Source organism: uncultured Sphingomonas sp., from assembly GCF_964237155.1.
GTDB lineage: Bacteria > Pseudomonadota > Alphaproteobacteria > Sphingomonadales > Sphingomonadaceae > Sphingomonas.
This window is the reverse complement of the sequence record NZ_CAXSHH010000005.1, coordinates 1-20,582: the sequence shown is the minus strand read 5'-3', so window position 1 is coordinate 20,582 and position 20,582 is coordinate 1. Positions and strand designations below refer to the sequence as shown.

Annotated in this window: 20 protein-coding genes; 8 read left to right on the top strand and 12 right to left on the bottom strand. The window is 68.8% G+C overall.

Going from position 1 to position 20,582, the window contains the following annotated elements:
• The first annotated feature begins 8 nt into the window (after window positions 1-8).
• A complete protein-coding gene (locus tag ACFE71_RS02250) occupies window positions 9-1,292 on the top strand; it encodes a tetratricopeptide repeat protein (protein ID WP_375427187.1) in 1,284 nt (427 codons plus the stop codon).
• Here ACFE71_RS02250 and ACFE71_RS02245 read toward each other — a convergent pair.
• From ACFE71_RS02245 to aroQ, 8 genes are all read right to left on the bottom strand, one after another.
• Complete coding sequence (locus tag ACFE71_RS02245) at window positions 1,289-2,506, bottom strand: dihydroorotase family protein (protein ID WP_375427234.1); 1,218 nt, start codon at window positions 2,504-2,506, stop codon at window positions 1,289-1,291. The two genes, ACFE71_RS02250 and ACFE71_RS02245, sit on opposite strands and share 4 nt — an antisense overlap.
• A 2-nt stretch (window positions 2,507-2,508) precedes the next feature.
• A complete protein-coding gene (locus tag ACFE71_RS02240; protein WP_375427186.1) occupies window positions 2,509-3,483 on the bottom strand; it encodes an aspartate carbamoyltransferase catalytic subunit in 975 nt (324 codons plus the stop codon).
• 190 nt (window positions 3,484-3,673) lie between these two features.
• Entirely contained in the window at window positions 3,674-4,192 is a 519-nt protein-coding gene (locus tag ACFE71_RS02235; RefSeq protein WP_375427185.1) for a homogentisate 1,2-dioxygenase, read from the bottom strand.
• Between the two features lie 197 nt (window positions 4,193-4,389).
• Window positions 4,390-5,799: a type I glutamate--ammonia ligase gene (gene glnA, locus ACFE71_RS02230; RefSeq protein ID WP_375427184.1), complete on the bottom strand. Its 1,410-nt coding sequence runs from the start codon at window positions 5,797-5,799 to the stop codon at window positions 4,390-4,392.
• 136 nt (window positions 5,800-5,935) lie between these two features.
• Window positions 5,936-6,274: a P-II family nitrogen regulator gene (locus ACFE71_RS02225; protein WP_375427183.1), complete on the bottom strand. Its 339-nt coding sequence runs from the start codon at window positions 6,272-6,274 to the stop codon at window positions 5,936-5,938.
• A 235-nt stretch (window positions 6,275-6,509) separates the two neighbouring features.
• Window positions 6,510-7,859 carry an acetyl-CoA carboxylase biotin carboxylase subunit gene (gene accC / locus ACFE71_RS02220; RefSeq protein ID WP_375427182.1) on the bottom strand — a complete coding sequence of 450 codons (1,350 nt, stop codon included), beginning with the start codon at window positions 7,857-7,859 and terminating at the stop codon, window positions 6,510-6,512.
• Window positions 7,859-8,359 (bottom strand): acetyl-CoA carboxylase biotin carboxyl carrier protein, encoded by a 501-nt coding sequence (gene accB, locus ACFE71_RS02215; RefSeq protein ID WP_375427181.1) that lies wholly within the window; start codon window positions 8,357-8,359, stop codon window positions 7,859-7,861. The genes accC and accB overlap by 1 nt, the downstream gene beginning before the upstream one ends.
• A 13-nt stretch (window positions 8,360-8,372) precedes the next feature.
• Complete coding sequence (gene aroQ / locus ACFE71_RS02210) at window positions 8,373-8,807, bottom strand: type II 3-dehydroquinate dehydratase (RefSeq protein WP_375427233.1); 435 nt, start codon at window positions 8,805-8,807, stop codon at window positions 8,373-8,375.
• A 77-nt stretch (window positions 8,808-8,884) separates the two neighbouring features.
• On the opposite strand from aroQ, the gene ACFE71_RS02205 reads away from it, so the two are divergent.
• The 7 genes from ACFE71_RS02205 (at window position 8,885) to ACFE71_RS02175 (ending at window position 15,837) form a co-directional block, all read left to right on the top strand.
• Entirely contained in the window at window positions 8,885-9,115 is a 231-nt protein-coding gene (locus ACFE71_RS02205) for a hypothetical protein (protein ID WP_375427180.1), read from the top strand.
• Window positions 9,112-9,711: a hypothetical protein gene (locus ACFE71_RS02200; RefSeq protein ID WP_375427179.1), complete on the top strand. Its 600-nt coding sequence runs from the start codon at window positions 9,112-9,114 to the stop codon at window positions 9,709-9,711. Before ACFE71_RS02205 ends, ACFE71_RS02200 begins: the two co-directional genes overlap by 4 nt.
• A 52-nt stretch (window positions 9,712-9,763) precedes the next feature.
• Window positions 9,764-10,774 (top strand): sulfur carrier protein ThiS, encoded by a 1,011-nt coding sequence (thiS, locus tag ACFE71_RS02195; protein ID WP_375427178.1) that lies wholly within the window; start codon window positions 9,764-9,766, stop codon window positions 10,772-10,774.
• A 120-nt stretch (window positions 10,775-10,894) separates the two neighbouring features.
• Window positions 10,895-12,022 carry an acyl-CoA dehydrogenase family protein gene (locus ACFE71_RS02190; RefSeq protein WP_375427232.1) on the top strand — a complete coding sequence of 376 codons (1,128 nt, stop codon included), beginning with the start codon at window positions 10,895-10,897 and terminating at the stop codon, window positions 12,020-12,022.
• Window positions 12,019-13,620, top strand: a complete 1,602-nt coding sequence (locus ACFE71_RS02185) for a carboxyl transferase domain-containing protein (RefSeq protein WP_375427177.1) — start codon at window positions 12,019-12,021, stop codon at window positions 13,618-13,620. Before ACFE71_RS02190 ends, ACFE71_RS02185 begins: the two co-directional genes overlap by 4 nt.
• Window positions 13,621-13,633: 13 nt before the next feature.
• Window positions 13,634-13,951 (top strand): hypothetical protein, encoded by a 318-nt coding sequence (locus ACFE71_RS02180; protein ID WP_375427176.1) that lies wholly within the window; start codon window positions 13,634-13,636, stop codon window positions 13,949-13,951.
• Window positions 13,948-15,837: a biotin carboxylase N-terminal domain-containing protein gene (locus tag ACFE71_RS02175; RefSeq protein ID WP_375427175.1), complete on the top strand. Its 1,890-nt coding sequence runs from the start codon at window positions 13,948-13,950 to the stop codon at window positions 15,835-15,837. The genes ACFE71_RS02180 and ACFE71_RS02175 overlap by 4 nt, the downstream gene beginning before the upstream one ends.
• A 15-nt stretch (window positions 15,838-15,852) precedes the next feature.
• Here ACFE71_RS02175 and ACFE71_RS02170 read toward each other — a convergent pair whose 3' ends face one another.
• The 4 genes from ACFE71_RS02170 to ACFE71_RS02155 form a co-directional block, all read right to left on the bottom strand.
• The gene (locus ACFE71_RS02170) at window positions 15,853-17,307 is read right to left on the bottom strand and encodes an aldehyde dehydrogenase family protein (RefSeq protein ID WP_375427174.1); all 1,455 of its coding nucleotides are present in this window, start codon (window positions 17,305-17,307) and stop codon (window positions 15,853-15,855) included.
• A 23-nt stretch (window positions 17,308-17,330) separates the two neighbouring features.
• On the bottom strand, window positions 17,331-18,128 hold the full coding sequence (locus ACFE71_RS02165; RefSeq protein ID WP_375427173.1) for an SDR family oxidoreductase: 798 nt from the start codon (window positions 18,126-18,128) through the stop codon (window positions 17,331-17,333).
• A complete protein-coding gene (locus tag ACFE71_RS02160) occupies window positions 18,125-19,939 on the bottom strand; it encodes a flavin-containing monooxygenase (RefSeq protein WP_375427172.1) in 1,815 nt (604 codons plus the stop codon). The genes ACFE71_RS02165 and ACFE71_RS02160 overlap by 4 nt, the downstream gene beginning before the upstream one ends.
• Before the next feature lie 20 nt (window positions 19,940-19,959).
• A partial coding sequence (locus ACFE71_RS02155; RefSeq protein ID WP_375427171.1) for an MFS transporter occupies window positions 19,960-20,582 on the bottom strand: 623 nt, incomplete at its 5' end.

Sequence of the window (20,582 nt, the reverse complement as noted above, 5' to 3'; positions counted from 1 at the left end):
GAGCCGCCATGAACATGCGCACCCTGGTGAACATGACGCTGCCCGTGCTGATGCTGGCAGGAGGGTCGGTCGCCGTCGCGTCCGCGCGCAATGCGGCGGGTGGTGCTAAGGCGGCGGCGTCGATCGCGAACAAGGCGGCCAAGGCGCTGGGCAAGCGCGACGCCGCCCGTGCGGTGACGCTGGCGGAGGAAGCCGTCAGGTTGGCGCCACGCGACGCCGCGCACCGGGCGCTGCTGGGCCGGAGCTACCTGCAGGCGGGGCGCTTCGCCTCCGCGCGGGCGACGTTGGAGGAGGCGGTCGGGCTCGACCCGGGGGCCGGACGCGCGGCGCTGGGCCTGGCGCTGGCGCAGATCGCCATGGGTGATTGGTCGACCGCGCGGCGGACGCTGGACGCGCATGCCGGGGTGATTCCGGACGCCGATCGGGGGCTGGCGATGGCGCTGGCGGGCGATCCCGCGGGCGCGGTCGCGTTCCTGACGCAGGTCGCGCGACAGCCGGGCGCCGTGGCCAAGACGCGCCAGAACCTGGCCTTGTCGCTGGCGATGGCGGGCCGGTGGGGGATGGCCAAGGCCGTCGCCGAGGCCGACCTGTCGCCGGGCGACGTCGATGCGCGCATGATGCAATGGGCCGCGTTCGCGCAGCCGCGCGCCGCGTCGGACCAGGTCGCGCACCTGTTGGGCGTGACGGCGGTCGCCGATGTCGGGCGGCCGGTGGCGCTGGCGCTGAACGCGCCGGCCGTCGTCGCGCCGTCGCCGGTGCTGACGGCCGCGGCCGACCCGGTCGCGCCGCCGTCCGTCGTCGCCACGATCGCCCCGACTATGGCCCCGACGACGCCACGGCCCGCGCGGATCGTGTTCGCCGATCGCCGGGAGGTCGTGCAGGCGCTGCCCGTCGCGACGATCCGGCCATCGTCGGACGCGATCAAGGTCGCGGTTCCGGCCAAACCGCAAACGCCGCCGGTTATCGCTACGCGTCCCGGCACCGCACCGGCCACGGGTGCCTTCTACGTTCAGCTCGGCGCTTTCGAGTCGGTCGGGGTGGCGCGCGACGCATGGGGTCGCGCGACGCGGCGCTTCGCCCCGTTCCAGGGACGGACGCCGACGGGGGCCATGTTCCGGACGGGTGACCGGGTGTTCTACCGGCTGTCGATCGGCGGTTTCACGCGCGCCGACGCGGCGTCGACTTGCCGCCGGTACCAGGCGGCGGGTGGCGCATGCTTCGTACGCGTGGGCGCGGGCGACCGGACGGCGCAGTGGCTGCGCCGACCCGGTGTGCAGACGGCGTCGCGTTAGGGAATTTCGCGCCCGCCCTTCCACAGGCGGAGCGCGCGGCCCTGGACGGGCAGGCCGTCGAAGGGCGTGTTGCCGGCCAGACCCTCATACAGTTCGGCGTCGATACGCCACGGCGCGTCGGGATCGAACAGCAGCAGATCGGCCGGCGCCCCGACCTCGAGCGTCCCGGCGTCGAGTCCGAGCACCCGCGCCGGGTTCCGCGCGAGCATCGCGAACAAACCGTCGAGCGCCAGCCGGCCGTCGCGCACCAGGCCCATGCACAGCGCGAGCAACGTCTCCGCCCCGGCCATGCCCGCCTCCGAATCGGCGAAGGGCAGGCGTTTCGCCTCCGGTCCGTGCGGCTGGTGGCCCGAGCACAGCACGTCGATCGTCCCGTCCGCCACGGCCACGAGGCAGGCCCGGCGGTCGGCCTCGTCGCGTAAAGGGGGCGATAGGTGGGCGAAGGTGCGGAAGTCGCTGACCGCGATGTCGGACAGGAACAGATGCGCAGGGGTGATGCCGCAAGTGACGAGGACGCCCCGGCGCTTGGCCGCGCGGACGAGGTCGAGCGCGGCGGCGGTGGTCACCTGGCGCAGATGGAGCCGCGCGCCGGTCTCCTCCGCGAGCAGGAGGTCGCGGGCGACCGCGAGCGCCTCGGCGAGCGCGGGGGCGGCGGGGAGGCCCAGGCGGGTCGCGGTCTCGCCCTCCGTCGCGACCGCGCCGCCCGTGAGCCCGGCGTCCTCGCTGTGCGCGATCACCGCCAGGTCGAGATCGCGGGCGTAGTGGAGCAGGCGGCGCATCACGCCCGCATCGGCGATCCAGCGCGCGCCCGTGCCCGCCGCGCGCGCGCCGCCCGCCCGGCAGAATGCGAGCTCGGCCAGCTCCCCGCCCTTCAACCCGCGCGTGGCGGCGGCGATGGGGTGGATCCATAGATCGGGCTTGCCGATCAGACTGGCGCGCTGGACGATGCCGGGGTCGTCGAGCGGGGGCGACTGGTCGGGCATGAGCGCGACGCGGACGATCCCGCCGGCGCGAAAGGCGCGGCGGTCGATCGCGAAAACGCCCAGATCGACGATGCCGGGGGCGAGAGGGAGGCCGCCGCAATCGACCACCGCCGCGCCCTCCGGCACGTCGACCGTGCCGACCGCCGCTATCGCGCCGTCCTGAACCAGCAACCCGCCCCGACGGACGCCCACGACCGGGCATACCAGTTCGGCGTTGACGAACGCGGTCATGCTCACGACCACCCCTCCACGCCGCGCGCGCGACGGGTAAGGACGTCGAGGCAGGCCATGCGGACCGCGACGCCCATCGCCACCTGCTCGGTGATCGCCGACTGCGGGCAGTCCGCGACGCTCGAATCGATCTCGACGCCGCGGTTCATGGGGCCGGGGTGCATGACGAGCGCGCCGGGCGCGCGCGCGAGCCGTTCGGGCGTGAGGCCGTAGCGGAGCCGGTATTCGCGCGGGGAAGGGACGTAGGCGCCGTCCATCCGCTCGGTCTGGAGGCGGAGCATCATGACCACGTCCGCGCCCTCGATCGCGCGGTCGAAATCGGTGAAGGGCGTGACCCCCATACGCTCGATCGCGGCGGGCATCAGTGTCGCGGGCGCGCAGACGCGCACCTCTGCGGCGAGCGCGGTCAGCGCCAGGATGTTCGACCGGGCGACGCGGCTGTGGAGGAGGTCGCCGCAAATGACCACGCGCTGGTTGGCGATGCTTCCCCGCCGCCGTCGGATGGTGAGCGCGTCGAGCAACCCTTGCGTCGGATGCTCGTGCCGCCCGTCGCCCGCATTCAGGACGGGGCAGTCGACCTTGTCCGCGATCAACCGGACCGCGCCCGAGCTCATGTGGCGGATGACGAGCACGTCGGCGCGCATCGCGTTCAGCGTCTGGGCGGTGTCGATCAGCGTCTCGCCTTTCTTCACCGACGATTGCGCGGCGTGCATGTTGACCACGTCCGCCCCCAGTCGCTTGCCCGCGATTTCGAAAGACAGGAGCGTGCGGGTGGAGTTCTCGAAGAAGGCGTTGATCTGGGTAAGGCCGGCGAGGCGGCGATCGGGTTCGGGGCGGGGCTCGATCCACTTCTCGGCCTCGTCGAGCAGGAAGGCGATCTCGTGCGGCTGGAGGCCGTCGATGCCGGTGAGGTGGCGATGCGGGAACACCGCGCCGCCCTGGATCATGGCGGAGGGGCGGTGATCGGAGCGGGGCATCGAGTGCGCGGGGTAGCGGGGGTGCGGGGTGGCGGCAAGCGGGGGTTATCGCTTCGGATCCATAAGCGCGCCGTTTAACGAGACGAACAGATGAAGCAAGGTGTCGATTCTCACGGCACCGCGAACACGCTCGACTCACGCCGCGCGCCGAGCATGTCCACCCGCTCGACGCCGACATGATCATGCCTTCTTAACCGATTGCCGCGATCATGGCCGTCACGCTGGACTCCTTGCCGCCTGATAGTTGGATCAGGTGACGGCCGGGCGTCAGGCGGAAGTCGACGGTCTTGCGGATGCCGCCGCATGGCGGGCCGTGGCGGTGGGTCGTGGAGGGAACTGCGCGACCGTCACGCACGAGGTCGATCCACATGCCCGCGCCGAGCGCGACGCGGTAGGTGCCGGGGCGGGCGATGGTGAAGGCGACGAGGCCGGCGTGGGTGTCGGGCGCGGCGGGCCTTTCGGGGCGGAGCGCGAAGCGGACCGCCGGGGTCGGGGAGAGGCGGAGTTGGGCGGCCTTGCCGACGGTCAGGGTGGCCCGAGTTGCGGCCGGAGCGGTGGTCGCCGCCGTAAGGGGGGTGCGGTCTAGCCAGCCGGCGAACTCGGGCGGGAGCGCGGGAGTGGTGGCGACGCATTTCGGTTCGGGAGACTTGGTCTGGGCGGGAGCGGTCGCGGTCAGCGACAAGGCGAGCGTGGTGGTCAGGAGGCGCATGGTCGTGTCCTTCGCGGAACGGCCGGACGTGGTCGGCTGGTGAGGGAACGCCCGGGGCTTCCTCGGTGGGCAGCGACGCGGCAAAGCCACGCCGTTGGTCCTTGCTATAGCAAGGCCGTCCGACAGCGGTTGTACGGCGGGGCTTCGCCCGCCGCACCGGTCATTAGCTGCGCTACTGACCTCAACCGCTGCCGACCTCAACCGCTATAGTACATGTCATATTCAACCGGGCTCGGCGTCATCTCCCACCGATGCACATCCTCGAACTTGAGCGCGATGTAAGCCTCGACCTGATCCTTGGTGAATACGTCGCCTTTCAGCAGGAACTCGTGATCGGCGGCCAGGCAGTCGAGCGCCTCGCGTAAGGAAGCGCTGACGGTCGGGATGTCGGCGAGTTCGGCGGGGGGCAGGTCGTACAGGTTCTTGTCCATCGGCTCGCCGGGGTGGATGCGGTTCTGGATGCCATCCATCCCCGCCATCATCAGCGCGGCGTAGGCGAGATAGGGATTGGCGAGCGCGTCGGGGAAGCGGACCTCGACCCGCTTGGACTTGGCTCCCGTGCCGTAGGGGATGCGGCACGAGGCCGAGCGGTTGCGCGCCGAATAGGCGAGCAGCACGGGGGCCTCGTAGCCGGGCACCAGCCGCTTGTAGCTGTTGGTCGACGGGTTGGTGAAGGCGTTCAGCGCCTTGGCGTGCTTGATGATGCCGCCGATGAAGAACAGGCACATCTCGGACAGGCCGGCATAGCCGTTGCCTGCGAAGCTCGGCTGGCCGCCCGACCAGATCGAGAAATGCGTATGCATCCCCGACCCGTTATCCTCCTTGATCGGCTTGGGCATGAAGGTCGCGGTTTTGCCGTAGGCGTGGGCGACCTGATGTACGACGTATTTATAGATCTGCATCCGGTCCGCGGTCGTGGTAAGCGTACCGAAGGTCAGCCCCAGCTCGTGCTGGCCTGCGGCGACCTCGTGATGATGCTTGTCGCAGGGCAGGCCCATCTCGAGCATGGTCGAGACCATCTCGCCCCGGATGTCGACCGCCGAGTCGACGGGGGCGACTGGGAAATATCCACCCTTGGCGCGCGGGCGATGCGCGAGGTTGCCGCCCTCATATTCGCGGCCGGTGTTGGTCGGCAGCTCGATATCGTCAATCTTGTAATAGCTCGTCGCGTAGCTGTTCTCGAACCGGACATCGTCGAACATGAAGAACTCGGCTTCGGGCCCGACATAGACGGTGTCGCCGACGCCCGTGGCGAGCAGGTACGCCTCCGCCTTCTTGGCGGTCGAGCGCGGGTCGCGCGAATAGCTTTCGCCGCTGCCGGGCTCGACCACGTCGCAGAACACGATCAGCATCGGCGTGGCGGAGAAGGGGTCGGTATAGACCGCGTCCAGATCGGGCTTGAGCGTCATGTCGGACTCGTTGATCGCCTTCCAGCCCTCGATCGAGGAGCCGTCGAACATCAGCCCGTCCTCGAATTCGTCCTCGCCCAGGATCGAGGCGACCATCGTCAGGTGCTGCCACTTGCCCTTGGGGTCGGTGAAGCGGAGGTCGACCCATTCGATCTCTTCTTCCTTGATGCGGGCGAGGACTTCCTGTGCGGTGGCCATGTTCTTCGTTCCTCTTACTTCTTGCTCCCCTCCCGCTTGCGGGAGGGGCTGGGGGAGGGGCTGTTCAATCAAAGGATGGGTGCGTGCCGATAGGCCCTCCCCCGACCCCTCCCGCAAGGCGGGAGGAGAGTTAAGGTCAGATCGCGTCCTCGTCGCGCTCGCCGGTGCGGATGCGGAGCGCGGACTCGACGGGGATGACGAAGATCTTGCCGTCGCCGATCCGGCCCGTCTGCGCGGCCGCGGCGATCGCTTCGACGACGCGCGAGGCGAGGGGATCGGTGACGACCACCTCCAGCTTCACCTTGGGCAAGAAATCGACGACGTACTCCGCCCCGCGGTACAATTCGGTGTGGCCCTTCTGCCGGCCGAAGCCCTTGGCCTCGGTGACGGTGATGCCGGACACGCCCAGTTCGTGCAGCGCATCCTTCACCTCGTCGAGCTTGAAGGGTTTGATGATCGCCTCGATCTTCTTCACGTATGCGCCCGCCCCGGTTGCCGATGTCCGCCCATAACCGATGTTGCACCGATCGTGCCAGCCGGGAAGCGCACGGGCGACCGCGAAAAACGATCCAGGAAGATGGATCGCGCTGCCCGCGAAAGAGGCATCATCGGATGCGTTGCCCGATCGCGCGCCACCTCGCCCCGACGCATCGTCATGCGCTGTTCCTTTGTAAGCGTCGCGATCTTCCCTCGAGCAGCCACCCGGAGGCTTACCTCTCCTCCGCCAGCCACTCCTCTAGCCACTTGATCGTGTACTCGCCACGCTGGAATTCCGGATCCTCGATCAGCGCGCGATGCAGGGGGATGGTGGTCTTCATGCCCTCGATCACGAACTCCTCCAGCGCGCGGCGGAGGCGAGCGATGCAGCGTTCACGGGTGGTGCCGTAGACGATCAGCTTGGCGATCATGCTGTCGTAATAGGGGGGGACCTTATAGCCGGCATAGAGGCCGGAATCGACGCGGACATGCATGCCGCCGGGCGCGTGGAACTGCGCCACCTTGCCCGGCGATGGAGCGAAGGTGCGGGGGTCCTCCGCGTTGATGCGGCATTCGATCGCGTGGCCGGTGAAACGGACATCCTCTTGGCGGACCGACAACGGGCAGCCCTCGGCGACGCGGATCTGCTCGCGGACGAGGTCGATGCCCGTGATCATCTCGGTCACCGGATGCTCCACCTGAAGGCGGGTGTTCATCTCGATGAAGTAGAAGTCGCCCGCCTCCCACAGGAACTCGATCGTGCCAGCGCCGCGATAGCCCATGTCGGCCATCGCCTTGGCGACGACGCCGCCCATGCGGTCGCGCTCGGCGGCGGGCAGGATGGGGGAGGGGGCCTCCTCCAGCACTTTCTGGTGACGGCGCTGGAGCGAGCAGTCGCGCTCGCCCAGATGGATCGCGTGGCCGTTTCCGTCACCGAAAACCTGGAACTCGATATGGCGCGGATTGCCGAGGTACTTCTCCATATAGACGGTCGCGTCGCCGAACGCGTTCCTCGCCTCGGAGCCCGCCTGCGCCATCAGAGTCTCGAGCTGGTCCTCGTTTGGCACCACCTTCATGCCCCGCCCGCCGCCGCCCGACGCCGCCTTGATCAGGACGGGGTAGCCGATCTCGGCGGCGACGCACTTGGCCTCGTCCAGATTGGCGATCGCGCCCGCCGAGCCGGGGACGAGCGGCAGGCCGAGCGCGCCCGCCGTGCGCTTGGCCTCGACCTTGTCGCCCATGGTGCGGATGTGTTCGGGCTTGGGGCCGACGAACAGGATGCCGTGGAGCTCGACGATCTCGGCGAACTGCGCGTTTTCCGACAGGAAGCCGTAGCCCGGGTGGATCGCGTCCGCGCCGCTGATCTCGGCGGCCGAGATGATGTTGGCGACGTTCAGGTAGCTGTCGGTCGCCGACGGCGGGCCGATGCAGATCGCCTCGTCCGCCAGGCGGACGTGCATGGCGTCGGCGTCGGCGGTGGAATGGACCGCGACCGTCTTGATGCCCATCTCGTGGCAGGCGCGGTGGATGCGCAGCGCGATCTCGCCGCGGTTGGCGATCAGCAGCTTCTTGATGGGCCGCATTAGGCGACGACGATCAGCGGCTGGTCGAACTCGACGGGCTGGCCGTTCACCACCAACACGGCGGTGACGCTGCCCGCGGCGGGGGCGAGGATGGGATTCATGACCTTCATCGCTTCGACGATCAGCAGCGTGTCGCCCGCCTCGACCCGCTCTCCGACGGCGGCGAAGGGCTTGGACGCGGGATCGGCGGCGAGATAGACGGTGCCGACCATCGGCGAGCGGACGGCGTTCGCTTCCGGCGCGGGGGTGGGCGCGCCGATCTCGGTCGCGGCCGGCACGGCCGGGGGGAGCGGCGCGGCAAGTTGGGGCGGGGCGTAGTGGACCGGCGCGGGCGCGGCCTGGGGTCCGGCCTTGCGCGCCACGCGGATGCGGCGTGGGCCGTCCTCGACCTCGATCTCGGTCAGCTGCGTCGCGTCCAGGATGCCCGCGAGCTGGCGGACCAGGTCGACATCGACCTCCATCGGTCCGGCCGGGATCGCCGTTTGTATCGGTTCCGTCATGGACCCGCTACTGTCAGATGCGCGCGGCGGCTTCAAGCGCGAGGAGATAGGAGAGCGCCCCGAACCCCGCGATCGTTCCCCGCGCCGCCTGGCCGACGAGCGACACGTGCCGAAACGCCTCGCGCCGGTGCGGGTTGGACAGGTGGACCTCGATCACCGGGGTCGAGACCGCCTTGATCGCATCGTGGATCGCGACGGAGGTGTGCGTGAAGCCGCCCGCGTTGAGCAGCACCGCGCGCGCGCTCGTCGCCTGCGCCTCGTGAAGCCAATCGACGAGATGGCCCTCGTGATTGGACTGGCGCAGGTCGACAGCCAGCCCGAGCTCGCGGGCGCGGTTCTCCAGCATCCCTGCGATGTCGTCGAGCGTGTCGTCGCCGTAGATCTCCGGCTCGCGGACACCCAGTAGGTTCAAGTTGGGGCCGTTCAGGACGAGGACGGTGTCGGGCATAATTTCGGCGTAGCGCGTCCGGCGCGCGGCCGCCATCGCGCTTGAGCGGGGCGAGGCGGACGACTACATTCGCCACCATGCCTGTTCCCCGTCCCGCCACGCTCCATGCCCTGCTGGTCGCCTGGCAAGCCGGAGAGGTCGGATATCGTGAAGCGTTGCGCCGCGCGCGGATCGAAACGCTGGGCGAGCTGTACGAGGCGGCCGAGCTGAGCGGAGTGCCGCTCTCGACCGACTTGTGGCCTGAGGAACGGGAGCAGGCGCGGGTGGTCGGCATGTTGCTGCGGGAGAGCGCCGGAGCGGGAACGTGACGCGATCCGTCGACCTGATCCTGCCTGACGCCGGGCCGTTGATCAGCCTGGCGCACGCGGATCGACTAGATCTCCTGGCGCTGTTCGGTCGGCTGGTCGTGGTGCTGGATGTCGTGCGGTTGGAGTGCCTGCGCAAACCGGACGCGTCCGACCACCCGCGGCTCGCCGCGTGGTTTGGTGGCGATAACTCTCGGATAGGCATGGCTGATACGCCGATCGGGCCGGTGTACCGCGATGCGCTGGAACGCGAACGGAGCGGAGTGGACCCGGTCGCCACTCGCGGGCTGGGCGACGCCGCCCTGAGCTGGGCGCTCGGCAATATCGACCGGCTGACGCGGCCCGATGCGGTGCCGCTGGTGCTGGTCGAGGATCGGCGACTGGCAATCCGGTTGCAGGGTCTGGGGGCGGGGCACATCCTGTGGACGCGGTCGTGGCTGGCGGCGCTGGCGGAGGCCGGGCTGGTCGATTTCGATGCGGTGGTCGCAGCCATGGGCCGGCGTGGGCGCGGTCTGTCGACGTTGGCGGTGGACGCACCGATGGAAGGCGGAAGCCGATGGCTCGGATCCGATGAGGTGCCCGACCGCAAGCCGAACTGACCCAGGCGCTTTGCTATTTGAACCGGGCCGCAGCACCGCCTAGATCACCCGCATGAACCAGCACACCGACGGCACCGTCTCCATTACCGTCAACGGCGAGCATAAGCGCGTCGCCGCCGGGCTGACGATCGCGCAGCTTGCGACCGAGCTCGGACTCGTCGCGGAGAAGGTGGCGGTCGAGCGCAATCTGGAGGTGGTGCCGCGATCCACACTGGCGCAGGTGTGCGTGGAGGACGGGGACGACATCGAAATCGTGCATTTCGTGGGAGGAGGCGACCACCAGCCGGCCATCGACGCCGACCTGTGGACGGTCGCGGGCCGCAGCTTCCGGTCGCGGCTGATCGTCGGCACGGGCAAGTACAAGGACTTCGCGCAGAACGCGGCCGCTTTGGAGGCGTCGGGCGCGGAGATCGTCACGGTGGCGGTGCGGCGCGTCAACGTCACCGACCGGCAAGCGCCGATGCTGACCGACTTCATCGATCCCAAGCGATTCACCTACCTGCCCAACACCGCCGGCTGCTTCACGGGCGACGAGGCGATCCGCACGCTCCGCCTGGCGCGCGAGGCGGGGGGATGGGACCTCGTGAAGCTTGAGGTATTGGGCGAGGCGAAGACGCTTTATCCAGATATGGTGGAGACGCTCCGCGCGACGGAGGTGCTCGCGAAGGATGGCTTCCTGCCGATGGTCTATTGCGTCGACGATCCGATCGCGGCCAAGCGGCTGGAGAACGCCGGCGCGGTCGCGATCATGCCGCTGGGCGCGCCGATCGGGTCGGGGCTGGGCATCCAGAACCGCGTCACCATCCGGCTGATCGTCGAGGGCGCGGGCGTGCCCGTGCTGGTCGATGCGGGGGTCGGCACGGCGTCGGACGCGGCCGTCGCGATGGAGCTGGGCTGCGACGGCGTGCTGATGAACACCGCGATCGCCGAGGCCAAGGATCCGGTCATGATGGCCGCGGCGATGCGGATGGCGGTGGAGAGCGGGCGGCTCGCCTACCGCGCGGGGCGGATGGGTCAGCGGCGCTATGCCGATCCGTCCAGTCCGCTGGCGGGCCTGATCTGAGGCCGGGGTTGACGCGCGGGCGGCGATGATCGACCGCGCCGTCAAAGGCCCGCGTACGCCGGGCCGCAATGGAGAGCGGGCTTGAACGACTTCGATTTCGCGTTGGGCGAGAACGCGGACATGATCCGCGACACCACGCGCCGGTTCTCGACCGAACGGATCGCGCCGCTGGCCGCGCGGATCGACGCGGAGGATTGGTTCCCGCGCGACGAGCTTTGGCCGGCGATGGGCGAGTTGGGGCTGCATGGGCTGACGGTGGCGGAGCAGGATGGCGGGCTCGGGCTCGGTTATCTGGAGCATGTGGTCGCTTGCGAGGAGGTCAGCCGCGCGTCCGCCTCTATCGGCTTGTCCTACGGCGCGCATTCCAACCTGTGCGTCAACCAGATCGCGCGTTGGGCGAGCCCCGAACAGAAGGCCAAGTACCTGCCCAAGCTGATCTCGGGCGAGCATATCGGCTCGCTGGCCATGTCGGAGGCCGGCGCGGGGTCCGATGTCGTCTCGATGAAGCTTCGCGCCGATGCGGTGCAAGGCGGGTACGTGCTGAACGGCACCAAGTTCTGGATAACCAACGCGGCCTATGCCGACACGCTGGTCGTCTATGCCAAGACGGGCGAGGGCTCGCGCGGGATCACCGCGTTCCTGATCGAGCGCGACATGCCCGGCTTCTCGATCGGGCAGAAGATCGACAAGATGGGGATGCGCGGGTCGCCCACCGCCGAGCTCGTGTTTGACGAGTGCGAGGTGTCGGACGCGCAGGTCATGGGACCGGTCAACGGCGGGGTCGGCGTGCTGATGAGCGGGCTCGATTACGAGCGCGCGGTACTGGCGGGGATCCAGCTGGGCATCATGCAGGCATGCCTCGACGTGGTGCTGCCCTACCTCCGCGAGCGGAAGCAGTTCGGGCAGGCGATCGGCGGGTTCCAGCTGATGCAGGCCAAGGTCGCCGACATGTACGTCGCGCTGAATTCGGCGCGGGCGTATGTCTATGCGGTGGCGCGGAGCTGCGACGCGGGGCGGACGACGCGGTTCGACGCGGCGGGCGCGATCCTGCTGGCGTCGGAGAATGCGGTGAAGGTCGCGCTGGAAGCGATCCAGGCGCTGGGCGGGGCGGGGTATACCAAGGACTGGCCGGTCGAGCGGTTCCTGCGCGACGCCAAGCTCCTCGATATCGGCGCGGGGACGAACGAGATCAGGCGGATGCTGATCGGGCGCGAGCTGATCGGGGCCGACGCACCGGTAGCGCAGTGAGCGCGCCGGTCCTCGACACAAAGCTCTCGGTCGAGAGCGAGACGTTCCGCGCCAACACCGCGCATAATCGCGGGTTGGTCGACACCTTGCGCGCGGACGTCGCCCGTTTCGCGCTGGGCGGGAACGAGAAGTCGCGGGAGCGGCATACGTCACGCGGCAAGCTGCTCCCCCGCGAGCGGGTGGAGCGGCTGCTCGACCCGGGATCGCCGTTTTTAGAAATCGGGCAGCTCGCCGCGAATGGGCTGTATGACGACGAGGTGCCCGGCGCGGGGATGATCGTGGGCATCGGCCGCGTGTCTGGGCGGCAGGTGATGATCGTGTGCAACGACGCGACCGTGAAGGGCGGCACTTACTACCCGCTCACCGTCAAGAAGCACCTGCGCGCGCAGGAGATCGCCGAGCAGAACCGGCTGCCGTGCGTGTACCTGGTCGACAGCGGCGGCGCGAACCTGCCGCATCAGGCGGAGGTATTTCCCGACCGCGACCATTTCGGGCGCATCTTCTTCAACCAGGCCAACATGAGCGCGCTCGGCATCCCGCAGATCGCGTGCGTGATGGGGTCGTGCACGGCGGGCGGCGCGTATGTCCCCGCTATGTCGGACGAGACGGTGATCGTCCGGGGGCAGGGGACGATCTTCCTCGCAGGGCCGCCGCTGGTCAAGGCGGCGACCGGCGAGGTGATATCGGCCGAGGAACTGGGCGGTGCGGACACGCACGGGCGACGGTCGGGCGTGGTCGACCATGTTGCCGAGAATGACGAGCACGCGCTGACGATTGTGCGCGACATCGTCTCGACTCTCGCATCCCAGACTCAGGCCGACGTAAACCTGCGCGAGCCGCGCCCGCCCAAATACGATGCGACCGATCTGTACGGCATCGTGCCGAGCGACGTCCGCGCGCCCTACGACGTGCACGAGATCATCGCGCGGCTGGTCGACGGGTCCGAGTTCCACGAGTTCAAGGCGCTATACGGCGCGTCGCTGGTGTGCGGCTTCGCGCATATCTGGGGCATGCCCGTGGCAATCCTGGCGAACAACGGCGTGTTGTTCTCCGAGTCGGCCCAGAAGGGCGCGCATTTCATCGAACTCGCCTGCCAACGGCGCGTGCCGCTGCTGTTCCTCCAGAACATATCGGGCTTCATGGTCGGCGGGCGATACGAGGCGGAGGGGATCGCCAAGCACGGGGCCAAGCTCGTCACCGCCGTCGCGACCGCGTCGGTGCCCAAGATCACCGTGCTGATCGGCGGGAGCTTCGGGGCGGGCAATTACGGCATGTGCGGGCGGGCATACTCGCCCCGGTTCCTGTTCACCTGGCCCAACAGCCGCATCAGCGTCATGGGCGGCGAGCAGGCGGCGAGCGTGCTGGCGACCGTCCACCGCGACGCGGATAAGTGGACGGACGCCGAAGCGGAGGCGTTCAAGGCTCCCGTCCGGCGGAAGTACGAGGACGAGGGCAATCCGTATTACGCCACCGCAAGGCTGTGGGACGACGGCGTGATCGACCCGGCGCAGACGCGCGACGTGCTGGGGCTTGCGTTCGCCGCGACGCTCAACGCGCCAATCCCGAAGGCTCCCCGCTTCGGGGTGTTCCGGATGTGAGGGAGAGCAGGTCATGATGGGCGACTGGATGGAGCGTAAAGCCGCCAAGTTGGATTGGTGGTTGCTCGACAACTATCTTCTACATCATATCGAGGTTCTTACCGCCACCCAAAAAAACGAAGTTAAAGGGGAGTTCGGCATTACCGTCACGATCGGGTTGCTGCTTGCACCGGCTATGATGCAGATGCTGATGATAGTGGATCCGGGAGTCGGGTCCGCGATGCTGTGCGGTTTGACCGTCATCTTCGTCGCCCTCGCCCGTCGGCGTCAGCGCCTGCTCGCGCGATATCTGCCGTTATCGTCTGACGTTACATGCCGTAACCGCCCATGATCGCGTCCCTTCTGATCGCCAACCGGGGCGAGATTGCCTGCCGGGTGATCCGGACGGCGCGGCGGCTCGGTATTCGGACGGTCGCGGTCTACTCCGACGCCGACGCGACCGCGCTGCACGTACGCCAAGCGGACGAGGCGGTGTATATCGGGGCGAGTCCGGCGCGCGAGAGCTATCTAGTGGGGGAGCGGATCGTCGCCGCCGCGCTGGCGACGGGAGCGGAGGCGATCCATCCGGGGTATGGGTTCCTGTCGGAGAACGCCGACTTCGCGCAGAGCGTGATCGATGCGCGGCTGGTGTGGGTCGGGCCGAAGCCGGACAGCATCCGCGCGATGGGCCTGAAGGACGCGGCCAAGGCGCGGATGATCGCGGCGGGGGTGCCCGTCACGCCGGGCTATCTGGGCGAGGACCAGGCGCCGGAGCGGCTTCAGGCGGAGGCGGACGCGATCGGTTATCCGGTGCTGATCAAGGCGGTCGCGGGCGGTGGGGGCAAGGGGATGCGGCGTGTCGAGGATGCGGCCGGGTTCCTCGACGCGCTCGGCTCGTGCAAGCGTGAGGCGGCGTCCAGCTTCGGCGACGACCGGGTGCTGATCGAGAAATACATCCTGTCGCCCCGGCATATCGAGGTGCAGGTGTTCGGCGACGCGCACGGGAACGTTGTCCATCTGTTCGAGCGCGACTGCTCGCTCCAGCGCCGCTACCAGAAGGTGATCGAGGAAGCGCCCGCGCCCGGCATGGACGCGGCCACGCGCGAGCAGGTCTGCGCCGCCGCCGTGCGCGCGGCCAAGGCGGTCGACTATCGGAGTGCGGGGACGATCGAGTTCATCGCCGACGCCAGCGAGGGGCTTCGGGCGGACCGTATCTTCTTCATGGAGATGAACACGCGGCTGCAGGTCGAGCATCCGGTGACGGAGGAGATCACCGGGCAGGACCTGGTCGAATGGCAACTGCGGGTGGCGAGCGGAGAGCGGTTGCCCAAGCGGCAGGAGGAGCTGAGCATCAACGGCTGGGCGATGGAGGCGCGGCTGTATGCCGAAAATCCGGCGACGGGGTTTCTACCCTCGACCGGTCGCCTTGAACATCTGATCCTGCCGGACTCCGTCCGTGTCGATACGGGCGTGGAGAAAGGGGGTGAGGTCACGGGCTTCTACGATCCCATGATCGCCAAGATCATCGTTCACGAGAAGACGCGTCGTCGCGCCATAGATGAGCTCTGGGAAGCGCTGACCGACGTCGAGGTTTGGCCGGTACGCACGAACGCCGGCTTTTTGGCGAAGCTTTGTCTGAATAAGGAGTTCAGGGCCGGTGTGGCCGATACCGGCCTGATCCTGCGTGAGGGCGACGAATTGATGCCGCCCGCGCTACCTGGCGAAGATAAGCTTGCGGACGCGGCTGATGTATTGGTCGGCGATCAACCGCTTTTCGGGTTCCGGCTGAATGCGATCGCGGTCGACGAGGTGCGGGCGTCGGTGGACGGACAGCCCGTCCTGCTTCCCCGGCGAAGGCCGGGGCCCAGCCGCGGTGGGGATCGAGGAGCGTCGCCGCCGACCGCCGTGGCTGGGCCCCGGCCTTCGCCGAGGAGGGTGCTGATCGCCGAAGCCGGGCAGACTTGGTCGATCGAACCGTTCCGAGCGTCCGGTATTACCGCCGGCACCGCCGCCGACGGCGCGATCCTGTCGCCGATGCCCGGCCGGATCATCGCGGTCGATGTGAGCGTGGGCGATGCGGTCGTCACCGGCCAGAAGCTCGTCACGCTGGAGGCGATGAAGATGGAGCATGGCCTGACCGCGCCGTTCGACGGGACGGTCGCCGAGCTGTCGGCGGAGGCGGGCGGGCAGGTGAGCGAGGGGACGCTGCTCGTCCGGGTGGAGCGGGACCCCTCCTAGCCGCGCCCGCCCCGGTCAGCCGTGCGCGAGGGCGGCGTCGGCGACCGCCGAACCCTTGGCGCTCGAATAGAACGCGTCGATCATGTCGCCTTGCCCGCGCACCACAAGCCCACGTTGGTTCGAGAACTCGCGAAAGCCCTCCATGCCGTGATGGCGGCCCATGCCGCTCATCCCCGATCCGCCGAAGCCCATCGACGGCAGCGAGCTCTGCACGGCGCAGGTGTTGACCGCGGCCCCGCCCGAATGCGTCGCGTCCAGCACCCGGTCGGTGACCGCCTCGTCATCGCCGAACACATAAAGCCCGAGCGGCCGGTCGCCCGCGTTGATCCCCGCCACCGCCGCTTCCAAATCGTCATAGGGGACGACGGGCAGAATGGGGCCGAATATCTCCTCGCGCATCACGCGCAGGTCGGCGGGCGGGTCGACAACGAGCGAGATGGGCATGCGGCGCGTCTCCGGGTCGACGTCGTCGCGTCCGTCGAGCGACACCACGCGGACCTGGCGGCCGCGCGCTTCGCCCAGCATGTCGGACAACCGCGCCAGATGCCGCTCCGACACGACGCCCGTGCAGTCGTCGGACCGCGAATAGTCCGGCGACGCGCCTGCCATGAACGCACGCGCCCCGTCGACGAACGCCTCCATCTCGGCGCGCGGCACGAGCGCGTAGTCGACCGATACGCACATCTGGCCGTTCTTGATGATCTTGGTGCCGATCACCGACTCGATATTCCGCGCCGTGACCGATCCCGGCGTCAGGATCGCTGGACATTTGCCGCCGAGCTCGAGCGTGACGGGCGTGAGGTTCGCCGCCGCGGCCGCCATCACCTGCCGCCCGACGCCCGGGCTGCCGGTGTAGAGCAGATGATCCCACGCCACCGACGAGAAAGCGCGCGCCAGTTCCAGCCCGCCGACCGCGACCGTGACCAGGTCGGGGTCGAACGTCGCCGCGACCATCTCCGCGAGCAGGTCGGCGCAGGCGGGGGTGTATTCGGACGGCTTGACGATCACGCGGTTGCCCGCCGCCAGCATCTCGACCATCGGCCCGACCGACAGGTCGAACGGAAAGTTCCAGGGGACCATGTTGCCGATCACGCCCTTGGGCTGAAGCCGCATCTCGGCACGCGCGGAACCGAACACCGCGCTGTCGATGTGCCGCGGGTCGGGGCGCATCCACGCTTCCAGGTTCTCCAGCACGTGCGCGGCGCGGCCGATCACCCCCAGCACCTCGATCAGGTCGGACTGGCCCGCCGGGTGCGCGCCGAAGTCGTCCGCGACCGCGCGCGCGATCCGCTCGCGGTTCGACGTCATCATTCCCATCAGTATCTGAAGCCGCTCGCGCCGGACCTCGATCGGGGGGGAGCGATCGACGTCGAACGCGGCCTTTTGCACCGCGAACGCCGCATGGAGCGCCTCGATCGCGGCATCGTCCTCGTTCGCGGGCGTCACGGGCGCGTTGTCCAATATCGACATGGTCGAGTCCTCTCGGGGGAAATTCAGCTGGCCGCGGTCATCATCGCGAGCAGCGCGGTCCGCTCCTCGCGCACGACCTCCGGCTCCGCGACCACCTGCGCATGGAACTCGCGCAGTTCGGCGGGCACGTACCAATGCAGGACATCCTCATGGTACGCGCGCCAGACATGCTCGGCCACCTCGCGCGGCTTGACCAGCCGCCACATGCCTTCGGTGGGAGCCAGCTCGCGCATCCGGTCCGACATCAGCGGCGTGTCGATCAGGCCGGGCAGCAGGTCGGCCGCGCGCACGCCGTAGCGCTTGAACTCGATCGAGATCGCCTCCGTCAACCCGCGCACGGCGTGCTTGGTGGCCGAATAGACGCTGATCCCCGCCGTTCCCCAGATCGCCGAGGAGGAGGAGGTGATCAGGTTCAGCGAGCCTGGAGTGGCGCGCAGCAGCGGCACAGCCGCACGCGTCCCGATCATCACGCCCATGAAGTTGATGTTCACGACGCGGGCGATCTCGTCCCACGGCTGCTCGTCGAACATACCCCCGCCGATGATGCCCGCGTTGGAATGCATCAGGTCGAGCGTGCCGCCCGTCCGTTCGCCGAACGCAATCATCGTGGCCGAGAAAGCGTCGGCGTCGGTCACGTCCAGCTGCGCGAACAGACCGTCATCGGCCCCGATCTCGCCCTCCAATGCCTCCAGCCCGGCGGCATTGACGTCGTAGCCGCCGACGAACCAGCCCTTTTGCGCGAACAGCAGCGCGGTCTCGCGGCCGATGCCCGACGCCGCGCCGGTGATGAAGATCGACTTACGTGTCCCGGCGCCGCTCACGATGCGTTCTCCTTGACCGTGCGGGCGTTCTCGCCGTCCAGTTCCAGCCCGGCCAGGTCGCCGCCCTCGCGCCATAGCCGTAGCAGCTTGGCGAACTCGATCGGACCCGCGCCGAACACGCCACTCTTGGCGGCGTTGGCCGAGTCGCGGCCCTCATTGTTGTAGTAGCCCGGGGTGCAATCCTCCAACTGCTTGCGCCGAGCGATCACCCCGGCGACGATCGTGTCGACCCAGGCCGACTCCGCTTCTTCGGTCGGCTCGACCGCGCCGATGCCCTTGTCCATGCAATGGTCGACGATGTGCGCGATGTGCGCCGCCTGTTCGGAGATCATGTGCGGGAAATTGGGCGACATGCCCGCTTGGCTCTGGCTGATCACGAAGCAGTTGGGGAAGCCGCGCGTGTGCATCCCGTGCAGCGTCGACAGACCGTTCTCCCATTTTCGATTGAGCGACAGCCCGCCCACGCCGCTGATCGTCATCCCGCCCGACCGCTTGGCGTAGGACGACGACGTGTCGAAGCCGGTGGCGAAGATCAGGCAATCGAGCGGATGCTCGACGCCGTTCACGACCGCGCCCGTCGGGGTGATCGCCTCCACGCCCGCGCGGCCGGTCTCGACCAATGAGACATTGGGACGGTTGAAGGCTTGGAGGTATAGGTCGGAGAAGCAGGGGCGCTTGCAATAGACGCTGTACCAGGGTTTCAGCGCCTCGGCGGTGGCCGGGTCCGTCACGACCGCGTCGACCCGGTCGCGCGTTCCCTGCATCTTCTCGAAATCGGCCAGGTCGTGGAGCGCGGCGTAGTCAGCCCCCGGACCGGCCGTCGCGACCTTGTCGCGCATCGCGCGGGCGAGGACGGTCCAGCCGTCGCGCACCAGGTCGGTCGGCGGAAGCGCCTGGGTGAACTGGGCCGAGAAGTTCTCGGTACGCTCCTTTTGCCAGCCGGACGGCAGGCCGGCCCACCATTCCGGGTCGGTCATGCTGTTGTCGCGCGGGTCGACGCCCGACGGCGTGCGCTGGAAGACGGTGAGGTGCTTGGCGTCGCGCGCGAGCGGCGGGACGCACTGGATGGAGGTCGCGCCCGTGCCGATTATGCCGACGCGCTTGTCCGCGAGATTGGCCATCGGTTCGGTCGCCGAGCCGCCGGTGTAGGCATAATCCCAGCGGCTGGTGTGAAAGGCGTGGCCCGCGAACTGGTCTATGCCGGGAATGTCGGGGAGCTTGGGGCGGTTGAGCGGGCCGGTGGTCAGGACCACGAACCGCGCGCGGAGCACGTCGCCCTTGTCGGTGGTCACCGTCCAGCGCGCGGCGGGGCCGTCCCATTCCAGCCCTTTCACCTGGGTCGAGAAGAGCGCGTCGCGATAGAGGTCGTATCGTTCGGCGATGCGGCGGCAATGCGCGCGGATCTCGTCGGCCTTGGAATAGCGTTCGACCGGCATGTAGCCGGTCTCCTCGAGCAGCGGGAAGTAGATGTAGCTCTCGATGTCGCAAGCCGCGCCGGGATAGCGGTTCCAGTACCAGGTGCCGCCAAAGTCGGACCCCGCGTCGGCGATGCGGATGCGCTTCACGCCCGCCTCGCGCAGGCGCGCGCCCGTCAGCAGGCCGCCAAAGCCGCCGCCGACGACGAACACGTCCACGTCCTCCTTCACCGGCGCGCGCGGCGGCGCGGTACCGTACGGGTCGTCGAGCAGGTGAGCGAACCCCTGCTCCACGTCGCGGTACTGGCGCTGCGAGTCGTCGGTGGCGATGCGCAGGTCGCGCTCGCGGGCGTAGCGGTCGCGCAGTGCGTCGAGATCGAGGGGGCTGGTGGACATGGCGTCGTTCCTGTCGATGGTCAGATGGGCGCGAGCGGCGGGGCGGCGGCCCTCGCCTCGGCAAGCTTGCGGAGGTTGTCCTCGTGGTCGTCCCGACCCAGCCGGTAGCTGCTGAGCACCGCGATCATCGATAGCCAGAGCGCGAGGCTGGTGGGGACGTACCAGGCCCCGAGCCGCCACAGCGTGTCGGCGGGCACCTCGCCCGCCTTGGCACCGACGGGGAACGCCGATAGCGTCAGCACGAAGGAGGCGGCGATGAGGCCAAGGCCCAGCACCGTCTTCTTGACGAAGGTGATCGCGGCGAAGAACACGCCCTCCGACCGGCGGCCGGTGCGGAGTTCCGCCCGGTCGACCAGATCGGCGATCATGGCGGCGGTCAGCACCTGGAAACAGATGATCAGCGCGGTGTCGAGCGTGGTGGTCGCGAGCACCAGCCAGAACACGGACGGATCGCCATTGGGCGGCAATAGCCCGGCGAGCCGCAGGACGATCGGCAAGGGCGCGCCGATGAACGCGACCAGCCCGACGATCATCGCGCCGCGTTTCTTCCCGATCCGCCGCGAGACGATTGGGGCGAGCGCCGCCCCGAGCAGCGCCGACACGAAGACGCCCAGGACGATGATGCCGATCTGGCCGGAGTCGA

Bases quoted from the DNA above. Each gene is read 5' to 3' on its own strand.
- ACFE71_RS02250 (WP_375427187.1), top strand. From the start codon at position 9: ATGAACATGCGCACCCTGGTGAACATGACGCTGCCCGTGCTGATGCTG.
- ACFE71_RS02245 (WP_375427234.1), bottom strand. From the start codon at position 2,506: ATGACCGCGTTCGTCAACGCCGAACTGGTATGCCCGGTCGTGGGCGTC.
- ACFE71_RS02240 (WP_375427186.1), bottom strand. From the start codon at position 3,483: ATGCCCCGCTCCGATCACCGCCCCTCCGCCATGATCCAGGGCGGCGCG.
- ACFE71_RS02235 (WP_375427185.1), bottom strand. From the start codon at position 4,192: ATGCGCCTCCTGACCACCACGCTCGCCTTGTCGCTGACCGCGACCGCT.
- glnA (WP_375427184.1), bottom strand. From the start codon at position 5,799: ATGGCCACCGCACAGGAAGTCCTCGCCCGCATCAAGGAAGAAGAGATC.
- accC (WP_375427182.1), bottom strand. From the start codon at position 7,859: ATGCGGCCCATCAAGAAGCTGCTGATCGCCAACCGCGGCGAGATCGCG.
- accB (WP_375427181.1), bottom strand. From the start codon at position 8,359: ATGACGGAACCGATACAAACGGCGATCCCGGCCGGACCGATGGAGGTC.
- aroQ (WP_375427233.1), bottom strand. From the start codon at position 8,807: ATGCCCGACACCGTCCTCGTCCTGAACGGCCCCAACTTGAACCTACTG.
- ACFE71_RS02205 (WP_375427180.1), top strand. From the start codon at position 8,885: ATGCCTGTTCCCCGTCCCGCCACGCTCCATGCCCTGCTGGTCGCCTGG.
- thiS (WP_375427178.1), top strand. From the start codon at position 9,764: ATGAACCAGCACACCGACGGCACCGTCTCCATTACCGTCAACGGCGAG.
- ACFE71_RS02190 (WP_375427232.1), top strand. From the start codon at position 10,895: ATGATCCGCGACACCACGCGCCGGTTCTCGACCGAACGGATCGCGCCG.
- ACFE71_RS02180 (WP_375427176.1), top strand. From the start codon at position 13,634: ATGATGGGCGACTGGATGGAGCGTAAAGCCGCCAAGTTGGATTGGTGG.
- ACFE71_RS02175 (WP_375427175.1), top strand. From the start codon at position 13,948: ATGATCGCGTCCCTTCTGATCGCCAACCGGGGCGAGATTGCCTGCCGG.
- ACFE71_RS02170 (WP_375427174.1), bottom strand. From the start codon at position 17,307: ATGTCGATATTGGACAACGCGCCCGTGACGCCCGCGAACGAGGACGAT.
- ACFE71_RS02160 (WP_375427172.1), bottom strand. From the start codon at position 19,939: ATGTCCACCAGCCCCCTCGATCTCGACGCACTGCGCGACCGCTACGCC.